This is a genomic window from Streptomyces sp. Y309 (genome assembly GCF_056712025.1).
Map to the genome: position 1 here is coordinate 6,375,549 of NZ_CM160048.1, position 12,864 is coordinate 6,388,412.

The 12,864-nt window shown below is 70.5% G+C and carries 10 protein-coding genes; 5 read left to right on the forward strand and 5 right to left on the reverse strand.

Translation table 11 applies throughout. The annotated features are described in order from the left end of the window. Positions 1-389 precede the first annotated feature (389 nt). The 4 genes from AC0KTA_RS26275 to AC0KTA_RS26290 all read right to left on the reverse strand — a co-directional run bounded on the left by AC0KTA_RS26275 (position 390) and on the right by AC0KTA_RS26290 (position 5,122). Positions 390-1,055 (reverse strand): alpha/beta hydrolase, encoded by a 666-nt coding sequence (locus tag AC0KTA_RS26275; protein WP_481050679.1) that lies wholly within the window; start codon positions 1,053-1,055, stop codon positions 390-392. A 114-nt stretch (positions 1,056-1,169) separates the two neighbouring features. Then, the gene (locus AC0KTA_RS26280; protein ID WP_481050680.1) at positions 1,170-3,389 is read right to left on the reverse strand and encodes an FUSC family protein; all 2,220 of its coding nucleotides are present in this window, start codon (positions 3,387-3,389) and stop codon (positions 1,170-1,172) included. An 84-nt stretch (positions 3,390-3,473) separates the two neighbouring features. Beyond that, on the reverse strand, positions 3,474-4,103 hold the full coding sequence (locus tag AC0KTA_RS26285) for a cysteine hydrolase family protein (protein ID WP_481050681.1): 630 nt from the start codon (positions 4,101-4,103) through the stop codon (positions 3,474-3,476). A gap of 161 nt (positions 4,104-4,264) precedes the next feature. Next, entirely contained in the window at positions 4,265-5,122 is an 858-nt protein-coding gene (locus AC0KTA_RS26290; protein ID WP_481050682.1) for a helix-turn-helix transcriptional regulator, read from the reverse strand. A 277-nt stretch (positions 5,123-5,399) separates the two neighbouring features. On the opposite strand from AC0KTA_RS26290, the gene AC0KTA_RS26295 reads away from it, so the two are divergent. From AC0KTA_RS26295 to AC0KTA_RS26310, 4 genes are all read left to right on the forward strand, one after another. Then, a complete protein-coding gene (locus tag AC0KTA_RS26295) occupies positions 5,400-6,725 on the forward strand; it encodes a phthiocerol/phthiodiolone dimycocerosyl transferase family protein (RefSeq protein ID WP_481050683.1) in 1,326 nt (441 codons plus the stop codon). Further along, complete coding sequence (locus AC0KTA_RS26300; protein ID WP_481050684.1) at positions 6,722-7,981, forward strand: MFS transporter; 1,260 nt, start codon at positions 6,722-6,724, stop codon at positions 7,979-7,981. Before AC0KTA_RS26295 ends, AC0KTA_RS26300 begins: the two co-directional genes overlap by 4 nt. Before the next feature lie 95 nt (positions 7,982-8,076). Next, the gene (locus AC0KTA_RS26305; RefSeq protein WP_481050685.1) at positions 8,077-9,315 is read left to right on the forward strand and encodes an ATP-grasp domain-containing protein; all 1,239 of its coding nucleotides are present in this window, start codon (positions 8,077-8,079) and stop codon (positions 9,313-9,315) included. Positions 9,316-9,370: 55 nt separating this feature from the next. Next, complete coding sequence (locus AC0KTA_RS26310; protein WP_481050686.1) at positions 9,371-10,945, forward strand: AMP-binding protein; 1,575 nt, start codon at positions 9,371-9,373, stop codon at positions 10,943-10,945. Positions 10,946-11,005: 60 nt separating this feature from the next. On the opposite strand, the gene AC0KTA_RS26315 is transcribed toward AC0KTA_RS26310, so the two are convergent. Next, positions 11,006-11,701, reverse strand: a complete 696-nt coding sequence (locus AC0KTA_RS26315) for a TetR/AcrR family transcriptional regulator (protein ID WP_481050687.1) — start codon at positions 11,699-11,701, stop codon at positions 11,006-11,008. A 238-nt stretch (positions 11,702-11,939) separates the two neighbouring features. Here AC0KTA_RS26315 and AC0KTA_RS26320 point away from each other — a divergent pair, with 238 nt between their 5' ends. After that, positions 11,940-12,779: an alpha/beta fold hydrolase gene (locus AC0KTA_RS26320; RefSeq protein ID WP_481050688.1), complete on the forward strand. Its 840-nt coding sequence runs from the start codon at positions 11,940-11,942 to the stop codon at positions 12,777-12,779. Positions 12,780-12,864: the final 85 nt, after the last annotated feature.

The window sequence follows — 12,864 nt, forward strand, 5'->3', positions numbered from 1 at the left end:
GGACCGACCTTGTCGGCCGGGGTCGCGCACTGCCGGGACCGGCCGTCAGTCCGGCGTGCCGCCGGGACCGCCTCCTTGGTGTGAAAGTGCGGGGCGCACGTCCCGCGCCCCTGGCTCCGGGGCCCGCTCCGCCCCGAAGTCGTCTGCCCGTGTGCGATCTGGAGGGCCAGACCCGCGAGCAGCGGCAGCCCGACGATGACCGGGTGCGTGAGGGCGGCCTTCCAGAACCGGGGCGGGCGCGCCCTCCGGCTCACGTGACCGCCCCGGGGAGGTCCCCCGGCTCGCAGTCCGCGGCGTGCGCGCACGGCTGCCCTCTGCCCACCGCGCTGCCCCTCCAGGCCGGCGGTCGGCGACGTCACGGTTCGAAGGGTTCTTGCCTCGTACGGTGGTCACCCCTGGAGGTACCCCTCCAGCAAGTCCGCCAGCTCCTTCGGTCTGCTGAGCGCGACGCAGTGGCCGCCGCCGATCTCGTCGGGCACGATGCCCAGGCGCGCTCGTGCCAGGCCGCGGAAGAACTCGGGCGGGAAGAAGCGGTCGTCCTTGCACACGATGAACTTCGTGGGCGTGTCCGGCCAGGCTGTCAGCGGCCAGGGCTCGCTGCCGGCCCGGGAGGACTCCTCCCGCTCCCTGCGCATGGACTCCTCGGCCAGATTGCGCGGGACATCGTGGTAGAAGCTCTCGAAGGGGTCCTCGATGGCGGACAGGCCCGCGGCGTCCCTGGCCTGGTTGCAGCCGGTCGTCTCCCACCAGTCGTCCGGCCGCTCGCCCGCGGCGGGGATCATTCCGGCCAGCAGAACCAGTACGCCGACCGGGAGTCGGTCGGCCACCAGCGGCGCGGTGAAAGCACCGTAGGAGTGGCCGACGACCACGAGATTCCGCCGCTCGCCGACGGCCTCGACGACAGCATCGGCGTAATCGCTGAGCCCCGCGGAAGGCCGGTCCGACGGCAGGTCCGGGGCAACGGTCTCATGCCCTCGCGAGCGCAGCTCGGCTTCGAGGAGATGCCAGGCCCAGCTGCTGTCGCCGCCGCCGTGGATGAGCGCGAAGGTCGTCATTCCCCATGTATACCTTGGGAGTTGACCACCCCACCCGACGTTCGTGCGGCCGCCGGTGCCCCAACCACCTCGCGCAGTCCCGGACGCCGTGGTCGGCAACTGCCGGTGCCCGCGTCACGAGTCGTCGCGGACGGGCAGGTGAAGTGTCCGAGCCAGGCCCTGAATGCTCTCGTCCACACGTTGCAGGTGCCGCAGGGCCCGTCGCGTCGCGTTGATGTCCTCGGCAGGCTCCCCACTCTCGCTCGCTCCGAGCTGGGTGGGAATCCCTGGACCGCGCACGAGCGTGGTGCCGTCCTCGCCTCGGACGGCCACATGGCTGATCAGGGTCGCGAGGTTGCGGTCGATCCGGCAGGCCTCGTTCACGAGGCGCGGATCGGCGCCGATGTGGGGGCCGGCCGGCACCAGTTCGGCGGTGGCGGCCAGGCTGCGGGTGTGGAAGGCCGCCGTTTCCAGCAGCCCCAGCACGGAGAGCGCGGTGCGCCGCCGGGACCGCAACGGGCTGATCGGAGTGATCAGCGGCTGCACCGACAGGCGCAGGCTGTCCAGGGCCGAATCCAGCGCGCGGGCCGGATCAAGCAGGTCTCCTACGGATTCGCCGCCCAACTGGGCCAGCGATTGGGAGAGCGCCGCGCGCAGCCGCTCCAGCACGTCGCGCAGCAACTGGTTCGTGCGTTCCCGGGTACGCACCGGCAGCACGAGCAGAGCGGCGGTCAGCCCGCACGCGATCCCCAGCGCGGTCTCCTCGATCCGCACCACCAGGACGCCCGGCGTGAGGGTGTGGAGCAGCGTGTACAGCATGCCGATCATCGTGGTGACGAAGAAGGACATCAGCGTGTAGGACACCGCGACCGTGTAGTACATCCCGAACACGCTGAGGCCCGCCAAGGCGAAGGCCGGCCAGGGGGTGTCGCCTATCAGAGCGGCGAGGGCGAGCCCGGCGACGACACCCGTCACCGTGCCGATCAGGCGCCGGTATCCCCTTACCAGGATCTCGCCGGTGGAGGAGGTGCTGATGAACACCACCCAGCACGTGAACACTGCCCAGTACCAGCGTTCCGGCGACAGCAGTTCACCGCCGACGACGGCCAGCGCCGATCCGGTCGCGACCTGGAGCGCGGTCCTCGTGGTGGGGCGGACGCGGGGACCCAGCTGCTTCGGTATGGGGTCCTTCGCCAGGCCGGAGTCCTCCGCCTTGAGCTCCTCACGCGACCGTGCCGCCTCGGGGGTGTCCTGGACCGCTGGGGTCTGCCCGTCGACGGCCAGGCGCAGGCCGGACAGGGCGCGGGCCAAGTCCCCGGCAGAGCGGAAGATGTCCTGCATCGCCGGGGAGGCGTGGGATGCGTCGGACTCGTCGGGCAGATGCTCGCAACTGCGGTGGCCGAGCAGCCGATTGCGTACCTCGGCGGGATCGGCGCCCGCCGGCCGCAGCGAACCCGGACCGATCGCCACGCGCAGTGCGCGCAGTTCCGAGATCAGCACGGGCAGCGTCGCCGCGTCGCGGGCGTCGATGGCGGATCCGGCGGGGCGGACCTTCGTCAGGTGGCGGGTCAGGGTGTCGACGTCGGCGCCGGGCCACAGGACCCGCAGCACGAGGATGGCCAGCCGCTCCACGGCCGTCTCCGCTTCCGCCACGCGGCGCTGGACAGCGGTGGCGGTGCGCTCGTCGGGCGTGCCGGTTTCCAGCCGGGTCTGGATCATCAACGCGCCCGTGTGCAGGCGGGCCGTGGACCGGCGCAGGTCGCCGACCGCCCGCTCGGTGCGCCGCGCCTCCGGTCCGCCTTCGGCCACATCGATCAGTGCGTCGAGCACCCTCACCAGCCGCAGCTGGAAGGCCCGTTGCAATCGTGCGAGCATCCGCCCGGGCGGCGAGCGCAGGACGGCGAACCGGACCAGCGCCGAGCTGCCGAAGGCCACCAGCACGGCCAGGCCCAGCTGCGGCAACTGCTCCACGCGGGTCTCGACGAACTGGGTCACGAAGAAGAGCTGGAAGGCGAAGACGCCCAGCGTGGTCGCGCGTGGGCCCAGCCGCCGGATGTAGATCGCGGCGAAGATCAGCAGCACGAACACCACGTCCGCTACAACCCGGTACGGTGCCAGCGCGCTGCCGACCACCATGACCGCCAGGGCGACCGGCACCCCCATCGCGAGGGTCAACGCCTGGTCCCACGGCCGGGGTTCGGTGACCGCGGCCGTGCTGACCATCGCCGTGAGGGCACCCGTCACCAGGATCGGCACCGGGGCATCCAGCGCCGCGATGACGCCGAGCGTCAGCAGAACCGCGCAGACCGTGCTGAGCGCGGACAGCATCCGGATCAGTCCGGGATCGGACGCCAAGAACCGATCGTAGGCGTCCGCCAGCCGTGTTCGTGCCCGCTGCATGCCCCCGCTGCTTTCCTGGCCGGATCGGTGGTGAATGTGTTATGCCGCCGGCTCGTCGAGTGAGGCCAGGAAGTCGTCGACGCCGGTCACGCTGTGGGAGACCATGGTCAGGCCGCGCATCATCGCCTGGTACGTGACCAGGCCACCGGGAGCGGCTGTCGCGTCGGTGAATGCCGTGACGTGGTAGCCGCGTTCCATCGCGGTGCGGGCCGTCGACTCCACGGCCATGATCCCGGAGACCCCGGCTATCGCCAGGTAGTCGACGTTGCGCTGCCGCAGCTGGAATTCGAGATCGGTGTGGTGGAGAACGTCGAGGCCCTTGTGAGGGGCGAGGATCACGTCGCCCGGCCGGGGAGCGAGCTCCTCGTGGAACTCGGTGTTCCAGGTGCCGGACGCGAACATGCGGTTGTCGAACATCTGCCGATGGACCCCGGAGACGTGCCTCCACGTCGAGTAGTCCTCATCGGTGAAGGCGGTCGTCGAGTAAAAGACGGGAACGTCCTTGTGCCGCCGCACACCGGCGATGAGCTTCTTCAGGCTGTCGATCGTGCCCAGTCGTTCGTATTCCGGCGCGTAGATGGGATAGGCCTTGCCGTCCTTCGAGAAGTTCTCGTTGACGAGGTCGACGAGCAGCAGTCCCACTCGACCGCGTTCGTAGTCGCTTGCCATGGCTGTCCTCCGGCGTAGAAGTCGTCAGCGGCGGACCCGCCGCTCCGGCGAGTCAATCGTTACAGTCATTGACTGTAACGTAATTGGATCCCGTGCACGACCCCCCCGTGCACGACCCCCCCGTGCACGAACTCCCCGCGCCGGGGTTCGGCGGTGCTGTCTCAGTGGGTGTGGTCCAGCGAGGGGGTGTCGGGGCAGGACAGGAGCTGGTCCATGCGTCGGTGGCTGTCCTCGTCGACGGGGGTCCACACGGTGACGATGGTTTCGGCTGCGGCGGGCAGCTCCATGCGCGTCAGGGACAGCGACAGCTCACCGACTGCGGCGTGGTGGTAGGTCATGACCTGGGTCGGTGGTGCGGCGACGTCCTGGGTGGCCCACAGCCGTGTGAATTCCGGGCTGGCGGTGGCCAGTGCGCGGATCAGGCCGGTCCATGCCGGGTCGTCGAGGTGGTGGGCGAAGTCGGCGCGGAACGAGGCGACCATGTGGGGCAGGCCGATGTCGCGGTTGACGAATTGGCGGCAGCATTCGGGGGTGGTGAACATTTCCCACAAGACGTTGCGGGAGCTCTCGGGTGCGGTGAGCCGTGGCCACAGCGCGGCGGCCGCCGTGTTCCAACCCAGCAGGTCCCAGCGGGTGTTGATGGCCGCGGCGGGGAAGCCGGTGATGGCGTCGAGGATCGCCTGCAGGGTGGGGGTGATCGGGTCGGCGGTGGTGGCCACCGCGGGGATCGGCACCTCGGCCAGGCGGTAGAGGTGGGCGCGTTCGGCGGGGTCCAGGCGCAGGGTGGTGGCGATGGCGTCGAGGATCTGCGGGCCGACGTTGATGGGGCGTCCCTGTTCGAGCCACGTGTACCAGGTGATGGAAACTCCGGCCAGGTGGGCGACCTCTTCGCGGCGCAGTCCCGGGGTCCGGCGGCGCAGTCCTGGTGCTATGCCCGCGGCTGCGGGGGTGAGGCGGTCGCGACGGCTGCGCAGGAACGAGGCGAGTTCGGTGCGGCGGGGGGACGGGGCGGAGGTCACGCACCCATCATCAGCCACGCCCGCACCGGCTGCCAGGTGCTGCCGGCAACAGCGTCAGCGCTGTCTTGGTAACGGTGTCGCGGCGGCCGCAGGCTGACTCGGCAACACCCGATCCGACAAGTGCCTGGAGTCTGCGCTGTGCGTGCCGCGCCGTTCACGATGCGTTTTTCCGTCCGCAGTTACGAGCCCGACACCAGTTACGAGCCCGACACCCATCAACACGTGCTGACCCGACTGGACGGCACCCTCGTCGGCCCCCGGGTCCGCGGAGAGTGACATGAAATACCGTCTGGGACTGATCGACCACGGCTTCGTGCCGCGCAAGCTCACGGTCAGCTATGTGGCCATCTGTGCCGGTGCCGTCGATATCGCGGGGCTGCGCACCGCGTTCGGGCTGCTGTGCGACAAGTATCCGATGCTGCGCGGCACGCTGGAGGCGACCGGCGGGCAGTGCTGGTTGCACATTCCCGACGACGGCGCCGGCGCCGCGGCCACCGAGATCGTCGAGGGCACGATCTCCGACTGGCTCGAGGGCGGCCTCACGGTCCTGGATCCCGCGCGCGGCCTGGCGAAACTTACCGTCGTGGCCGAGGGCGAGCAGACCGCGGTCGCACTGCAGGTGTGTCACGCGATCAACGACGCCACGCTGGGATCGGCGCTGCTCGAGTACTTCTGGCGGACGGCCGCCGCCCTGGCCGGGAGCGCGACGTTCCCCGATCCGGCCCCGGTCCACCCGCGCAGCCTCGAACAGGCCTGTCACGCCCGCTCCATGGCCCTGCCCGACCGCTCCATGCCCCTGCCCGACCACGCCGTGGCGGCCGCGGGCCCGGTGCACAGCACCCCCGCGGCCGACACCGGTGGCGGCGCGGATTTCACTCCCGGACCAGCGCGGCGGATCACCCTGTCGCAAGGTGACACGGCCGCCCTGCTCGCTCACGCGCGGGCATCCGGGACGACCCTGCACGCCCTGCTGGCCGCGGCGATCATCCGCGCCGAACGCGCGACGCTCACCGAAGCAGCCGATGCCGCGGCCGAACTGCCGATGATCATGTTCCATCTCGTGGACCTGCGTCCCCACCTGCGCCCTGTGGCGCGCCCCGACGAGGTCACCAATGCCCTGGGGTTCGCGCCCACGGTCACCGCGTGCGGGCCCACTTCGGATCTGGGAGTCCTGGCCAAGGAGGCGAAGGCGCAGATCGTCGCCGGTATCGAGGGCGGGAGCGCGCTCGCGGTCATGCTGGCCGCGGCGTCGGCGGCCGCACAGGGCCGCGCGCGTACCGGCGTCGGAAACTTCATCACCAACTGGGGTCCGGTGCCCGAGCTCGCCGTACCGGCGGGGATCGAGATCGTCGACTTCCGTGGCTTCGCCACCTCCGAGGCGGTGTCCTGGGTCGGCTATTTCGTCTCCACCTTCAGCGGGCGGTGCGGCATCGAACTGGCCTACTCCCCGCGGTACCACCGGCCCGCGCAGATCGCGCGACTGCGCGAGCTCATCGTCGCGGGCCTCGCCGAACTGGCCCAACCGGCTCAGCACTTGCCTGCCGCGACCCCCAACGCGAGCAGCGGCGTGGCGTCCCCCGACAAGGCAGGTTCTCCGGCATGACGGTTACCGCACCCCGTCCTGCGGCCGCACCATCCCGCCATTCCGGCCCGTCCGCCCGCGTGGTCATCACCGCGCTCCTGGCAACGACCTTCCTGGTCAAAGCCTGCGGATTCGCCTACGACTTCCTCGGCTACTCCATCGGCGCCGCGCACGGCACGACAGCCGCCGGCGCCGCCCTGACGATCTTCGGAGTCGGCTGGTGTGTCGGACAGCTGGTCAGCGGGGCGATGACCGACCGGATCGGAGCCCGTACCGCGTGCACGGCGGGACTGCTGCTGGCCGCAGCGGTCTGCGCCGGGCTCGCCGTGGCCGACAGCCTGCACGCCCTGCTGCTGCTCGCCTTCTGCCTGGGCTGCACCATGGACGTCCACAGGCCGGCCGTCTCCGCGCAGATCAACGACCGCCTGACGAATGAGGGAGCACGCACCCGGGCCCAGGGCTGGGTCTACTGGGTTTCGAACGTGGGCCTCTCGCTGAGCTCCGGCGTCGGCGGCTTCGTGGCCCACGCCCACGGCTACCGGTTCCTGTTCGCCCTCAACGCCGTCGCCTGCGTGGCCGCAGCCCTTCTCGTACGCCGCATGCTGAGCGGCCGATCCGTCGCGCCCCGGACCGAACACGCCCACGTCACCTACGCACAGATCGTCTCCGACGCCCGGCTTCGGTGGATGGTCGCCGCGGCCATCGCGGCGACGACCTGTGCGTACGGCCTGATCAGCGTCCTGCCCCTGGTCATGAGCGCGGACCACCTCGCCCCGTCCGCGTACGGCACCGCCATGCTCGCCAACTCGGCCGCGGTCCTGCTGCTCAGCCCGCCTCTGACCCGCCTGCTGGTGGGCCCCGACGACCGCGTCCGATACCCCATCGGCCCGGTGTTCGCCGCGGGCAGTCTGATCCTCGGCGCCGCCATGGGGCTGGCGGCACTGCAGCACACCACCGTGGGCTATACCACCGCAGCAGTGATCATGGTGCCCGGTGAGATCTGCTACAGCGTCGCCGCCGGCGCCTTCGTCGCGACGGCCGCCCCGGCCGGTGCCATCGGCCGTTACCAGGCCGCCCTCAGCGTCGCGGGCGCGATCGCCTCGCTCACCCCGCTGGGAATCGCCGGCGCCCTCAACGCGGGCGGCCGCCCCCTGGTCGCCGGCCTCCTCGTGACAAGCGCCGCCCTGGGGGCCCTGGCCTGCGTGCCTCTCTCCCGCGCCCTGCGCCCATCAGACACATCAGCGCCGGCCGAGCAGCACCGCCACCTGCCGAACTGACCCCTCGTCAGCCAGCATCCCGGCGCCCACAGCATCCCAGCGCGCACAGCTCCACAGCTCCACAGCTCCACAGCACCACGAGAGGAACAGCACCAATGAAGGTAGCGATCGTCGACGGATACTCCACAGGGGCGACGCTGGCAAAGCGACTTGCCCGAGCGGGCGTCGACTGCATCCACGTGCGGAGCCGGCCGGACATCGGCGACTTCCTCCTGCGCTCGTTCAGCCCTGACGACTACGTCCTCGACCTGGGCTTCACCGGCGACCTCAAGAACCTCACGCGGGAGCTCGCCCGCCTGCGCGTCGCACGCGTTCTGGCCGGCACCGAATCCGGCGTCGTGCTGGCGGAGACCCTCGCGAGCGCACTGAGTCTGCCGACGAACGACCCCTCGCTGGTCGAGGCACGTCGCGACAAGTCACTCATGCAGCAGGCGGTCCAGGCCGCGGGCATTGCGACCCCGCACAGCACCGTCGCCCGCTCCGCCCGCGCCGCGGCGCACTGGTACGCCGTAGCGGGCCTGGACGAGGCGGTGGTCAAGCCCCTGGCCAGCGGGGGCACCGACGGCGTGACGTTCTGCGGCTCGGCCGATGAGGTCGCCCAGGCGGCCACCGCCGTCCTGGCCACTCCCAACATCTTCGGCGAGCCCAATGACGCCGTGCTCCTCCAGGAACGCCTGCACGGAACCGAGTACTGCATCAACACGGTCTCCTCGAGCGGTGAGCACCACGTCGCCGAGATCTGGCGCTACACCAAACGCGTCGGCCCGTCCGCCGCCCCCATCTATGACTTCCAGGAGCCCGTCGACCCCGACAGCACCGACGGGAAAGTGCTCATCGCCTACGTCCGGGACGTACTGGACGCGCTCGGCATCGCCGAGACGCCCGCCCACACCGAGGTCATGCTCACCGACAGGGGGCCGGTGCTCATCGAGACCGGCGCCCGCCTCGGCGGAGCCACCGGGCCCGATGTGGTGGACGCCTACCTCGGCCCCTCCCAGACCGCCCTGGCCGTCGCCGCCACGCTTGATCCCGCGTTGCTGCACACCCGCGACACCCCCGATACGGGCCAGGGGCCGGTGCTGCGGTGGGTCGACTTCATCAACCACCACCCCGGCCCCGCCGACCCCGACACCCTCGCCAAGATCGCGGAACTCCCCAGCGTCGTCGCCGTCTTCCCCAGCTTCGCCCCGGGCCAGTACCTCGCCGCCACCAGCGATCTGCTGACCTCTCCCGGGTTCGCCTACCTCGCGGCCCTCGACGGCCAAGAGCTGATCGAGGACTACGAGACATTGCGCGCCTGGGAGCACGAAGGCCTCTACACAAGCCGACGCTGATGCCGCCGCCAGGCCCACCCACCCTCAACCATGTGACAGAGCACGAAGAAGGATCATGAACAAGGTCACTGCCAACGCGAACCACACCGTCGCGAACTACACCGTCTCGGTGCTGCAACGGCTCTCGGCGAGAGGCGACCGCGACGCGATCGTCGAGGGAACACGACGGATCAGCGGCACCGAGGCCGTCCGTACGGTCCTGCGCTTCGCCGCGGCCCTGCGGAACAGAGGGCTGGCGGACGGAGACGGAGTGGCGCTGTTCGTGGCGAACTCTCCCGAGGCGCTCCTGCTGCAGCTGGCTGTCCATTTCGCAGGGGGTCGCATGGTGTTCGTGCCGCCTGAGCCCGGCAACAGTGAACTCGAAGCACTGATCCGGCGCGCTGACGTCAAGGTGCTCCTGTTCGACCCGGTCTTCGAAGACCGGGCCGGCCGGATCGCCGATCACGTGGACATTCCGCATGTCTTCAGCATCGGCGCGTCGTCGGTCGCGGCCGACTTCCTGGCAGCGGCGTCCGGCAGTGCCGGTCTCTCGCTCCACGAGGCTGCCGACGGCCACCACATCGCGACACTTCTCTACACCGGTGGTACCACCGGCCTGCCCAAGCTGGTCGTTCACCGCAGCGACTACTACGACGGCTACGTGCGGATGTCCGACGCGTACGCCGACGGCGCGTCGCCCGACCCAGCGATGCTGATATGCACGCTGGTGACGCACACCAGCGGCCACGCCGCCTTCCTGGTAGGCGCTCTGAGCGGCCACACCATCGTCCTGCTGCGGACCTTCGACGCCGGCACGGCCCTGTCCGTCATGGACAGCGAGCGCGTCAGCAGAATGATCGTGGTGACGCCCATGCTGTACGAGCTGCTCGACCATCCGGACTGCCTCCCCGGCCGTTTCCCCGCGTTGACGACTCTCCTCTACGGAGGAGCAGCCGCTGCCCCCGCACGTCTCAGGCAAGCAATCGAACGCTTCGGTCCGGTACTGCACCAGATCTACGCGGCGTCCGAGAACGGGCTCGTCACTCAACTCACCCCCCTGGAACACGACTTGCAGCGGCCCGAGTCTCTGACCAGCTGCGGGCGCCCGGGGCCCGGAGTCGAAGTGGAGCTGCGGGACGAGGACGGCAAGCCCGTGCCCGTCGGACAACTCGGCGAGCTGTACGTTCGCAGTCGTACGGTCATGGAGGGCTACTGGAACGACCCGGAACGTACCGCCGAAGTACTCGACGACGAAGGCTGGTTCCGCAGCGGAGACATCGCCCGCCAGGACGCGAACGGCTATCTGTACCTGGTGGACCGCGCGCGGGACATCATCGTGACGGGCCGCACAGCCGACAATGTCTACTCCCGCCTTCTCGACGACTTCCTCACCGCACACCCCGCCGTCAAGGACGCCGCCACCATCGGCCTGCCCGGCGACGACGACAAGGAGACCGTGCACGTGGTCCTGGTGCCCCAAGCCCCTGCCGGCGCCCCCGACCTTGAGCGGCTGACCCACGCGATCGTCGACGCACTCGGAGACCTCTACACGCCGGCCTCCTACTCGATCGCCGGCTCCCTGCCGCGGACAACCGTCGGCAAGACCGACAAGAAAGCCCTGCGCGCAAGCCTGCTGACGGCCCGCGCGTAGGACCACCCGACGGCCCCGCCAGGCGGACGGAACCGCATGGGGAACCCGGCCGGCCGGAGGCTACCCGTGCTCGTCCGCCCGGATGGTGGGCCACAGCACGGCCACGACACGGTCCGCGTGATCGGCCGGGGCGCCCGCTCCGGTCTGCAGGTAGTCGCCGAAGTAGCTGCCGAAGCAGAGGGTGACCACCGTTTCGAGATCGGCGTCCTCACGCACCGCGCCTGTGTCCTGCAGCAGTTGCAGGGTCCGCATCAGCTCCGCGCAGCGCGGCTTGTTGCCGTGCTCGCGCATCTGCTCGAACAGTGTCGGCTCGTGCTCGGCCTCGCCCATGAAGTTGCCGTGCAGCGCCATCGCCCGCTCGTTGTGGTAGCGGGGGTCCAGGCGCCGGACGGCCTCGGTGAACGCCTGCACGGGCGTCATCCCGGCCACGTCCAGGGGTGGGTAGGCCTCGCGCTGCTTCTGCAGGCCGTAGTGGAGCGCGTCCACCACGAGCTCGTGCTTGTTCGGCCAGCGCCGGTACAAGGTGGGGCGCGTCACCCCGGCGTCCGCCACCACGTCGCCGATCGTCATCCGCGTGTACCCGTCGGTGGCCAGGCGTGCGCGCGTGGCCTGCAGGATCGCCTCCTCGATCGCCGGGTCCCGCGGCCTGCCGCCGGGATGCGGTGTGCGCTCCTGCTCAGGCGCGCGCGTCTCCGTCCCGGCCTTGCGCCGCGGTCGGCCCGCGCGGCCGACGCCTGTCTGGTCCTTGCTGCTCACAGCGTGTTATCCCTCCGTGTTTGGCATCCACACTAGCCAGCTCCGGGCCTCTCCCTGACTAGTTAAGTTCCATTAATTGACTGTAACGAAACTTGTGGTGCATGGTTGTCCCGCCGGACAGCGCGCCACTCGGGCAGCGGTCCTCGGCCGTCGCCCACGCCCTCCCATGCCGGAGCGGGACAGCCGCACCCGGTGATCCATTCGCGGCACCTGCCGCACGAAATCCGCAAGGAATCCCATGAGCACTGAAAACCACTCGGGTCGCGCTGCCACCGCTGTCGGTACGGCCACAGCGGCGCTCCTCGCCTCCGTCACCTCGCTGACGCCCGCGTCCGCCGTGGCGCAGGACCAGGGGACGGCGGCGGTCAAGCCCACCGTGGTGCTGGTCCACGGGGCGTTCGCCGACGCCTCCGGCTGGACGGAGACCGCCGCCCGGCTGCGCCACCAGGGCTTCAAGGTCCGGGCGGTGGCCAACCCGCTGCGCGGCCTGGACTACGACACGGCGTACCTGGAGGGCATGCTCAAGGGCGTCAAGGGTCCGAAGATCCTCGTCGGCCACTCCTACGGCGGCGCCGTGATCACCAACGCGGCCGCCGACATCCCCGACGTCAAGGCGCTCGTCTACGTCGCCGCCTTCGCTCCGGACAAGGGCGAGACGCTCGGCGGACTCCTTGAGCAGCACCCGGACCCGAGCGTCCCGCCGCTGCCGCAGCAGGCCCTGCAGTTCACCCGGCCCGACGGGAGCACCGGCACCGAGGTCATGCTCGATCCGGCCAGGTTCGCCGACGCGTTCGCCGCCGACGTGCCCGCCAAGACCGCGGCCCTGATGGCCGCCTCCCAGCGACCCGTCGCGGCGGAGGCTTTCGGCCAGCCGGCCAAGCGGGCCGCCTGGAAGACCATCCCGTCCTGGGCGCTGGTGGCCAAGAAGGACCACGCCATCGCCCCGAGCCTGGAGCGCTTCATGGCCGAGCGCGCCGACGCCCACATCACCGAGGTCAACAGCTCCCACGCAATCATGGTCAGCCACCCCCACGTCGTCGGCGATGTGATCAACAGGGCGTACCGCGCCACCCGTTGACCCCCAGGCTCCGCGCGGTGGCATCCCCCGCTGCCGCGTGGACGGCGCCCGCCCGGTGGCATCAACCCCTGGCCACCGGGCGGGC

Bases quoted from the DNA above. Each gene is read 5' to 3' on its own strand.
- AC0KTA_RS26275 (WP_481050679.1), bottom strand. From the start codon at position 1,055: ATGACGACCTTCGCGCTCATCCACGGCGGCGGCGACAGCAGCTGGGCC.
- AC0KTA_RS26310 (WP_481050686.1), top strand. From the start codon at position 9,371: ATGAACAAGGTCACTGCCAACGCGAACCACACCGTCGCGAACTACACC.
- AC0KTA_RS26285 (WP_481050681.1), bottom strand. From the start codon at position 4,103: ATGGCAAGCGACTACGAACGCGGTCGAGTGGGACTGCTGCTCGTCGAC.
- AC0KTA_RS26295 (WP_481050683.1), top strand. From the start codon at position 5,400: ATGAAATACCGTCTGGGACTGATCGACCACGGCTTCGTGCCGCGCAAG.
- AC0KTA_RS26320 (WP_481050688.1), top strand. From the start codon at position 11,940: ATGAGCACTGAAAACCACTCGGGTCGCGCTGCCACCGCTGTCGGTACG.
- AC0KTA_RS26300 (WP_481050684.1), top strand. From the start codon at position 6,722: ATGACGGTTACCGCACCCCGTCCTGCGGCCGCACCATCCCGCCATTCC.
- AC0KTA_RS26305 (WP_481050685.1), top strand. From the start codon at position 8,077: ATGAAGGTAGCGATCGTCGACGGATACTCCACAGGGGCGACGCTGGCA.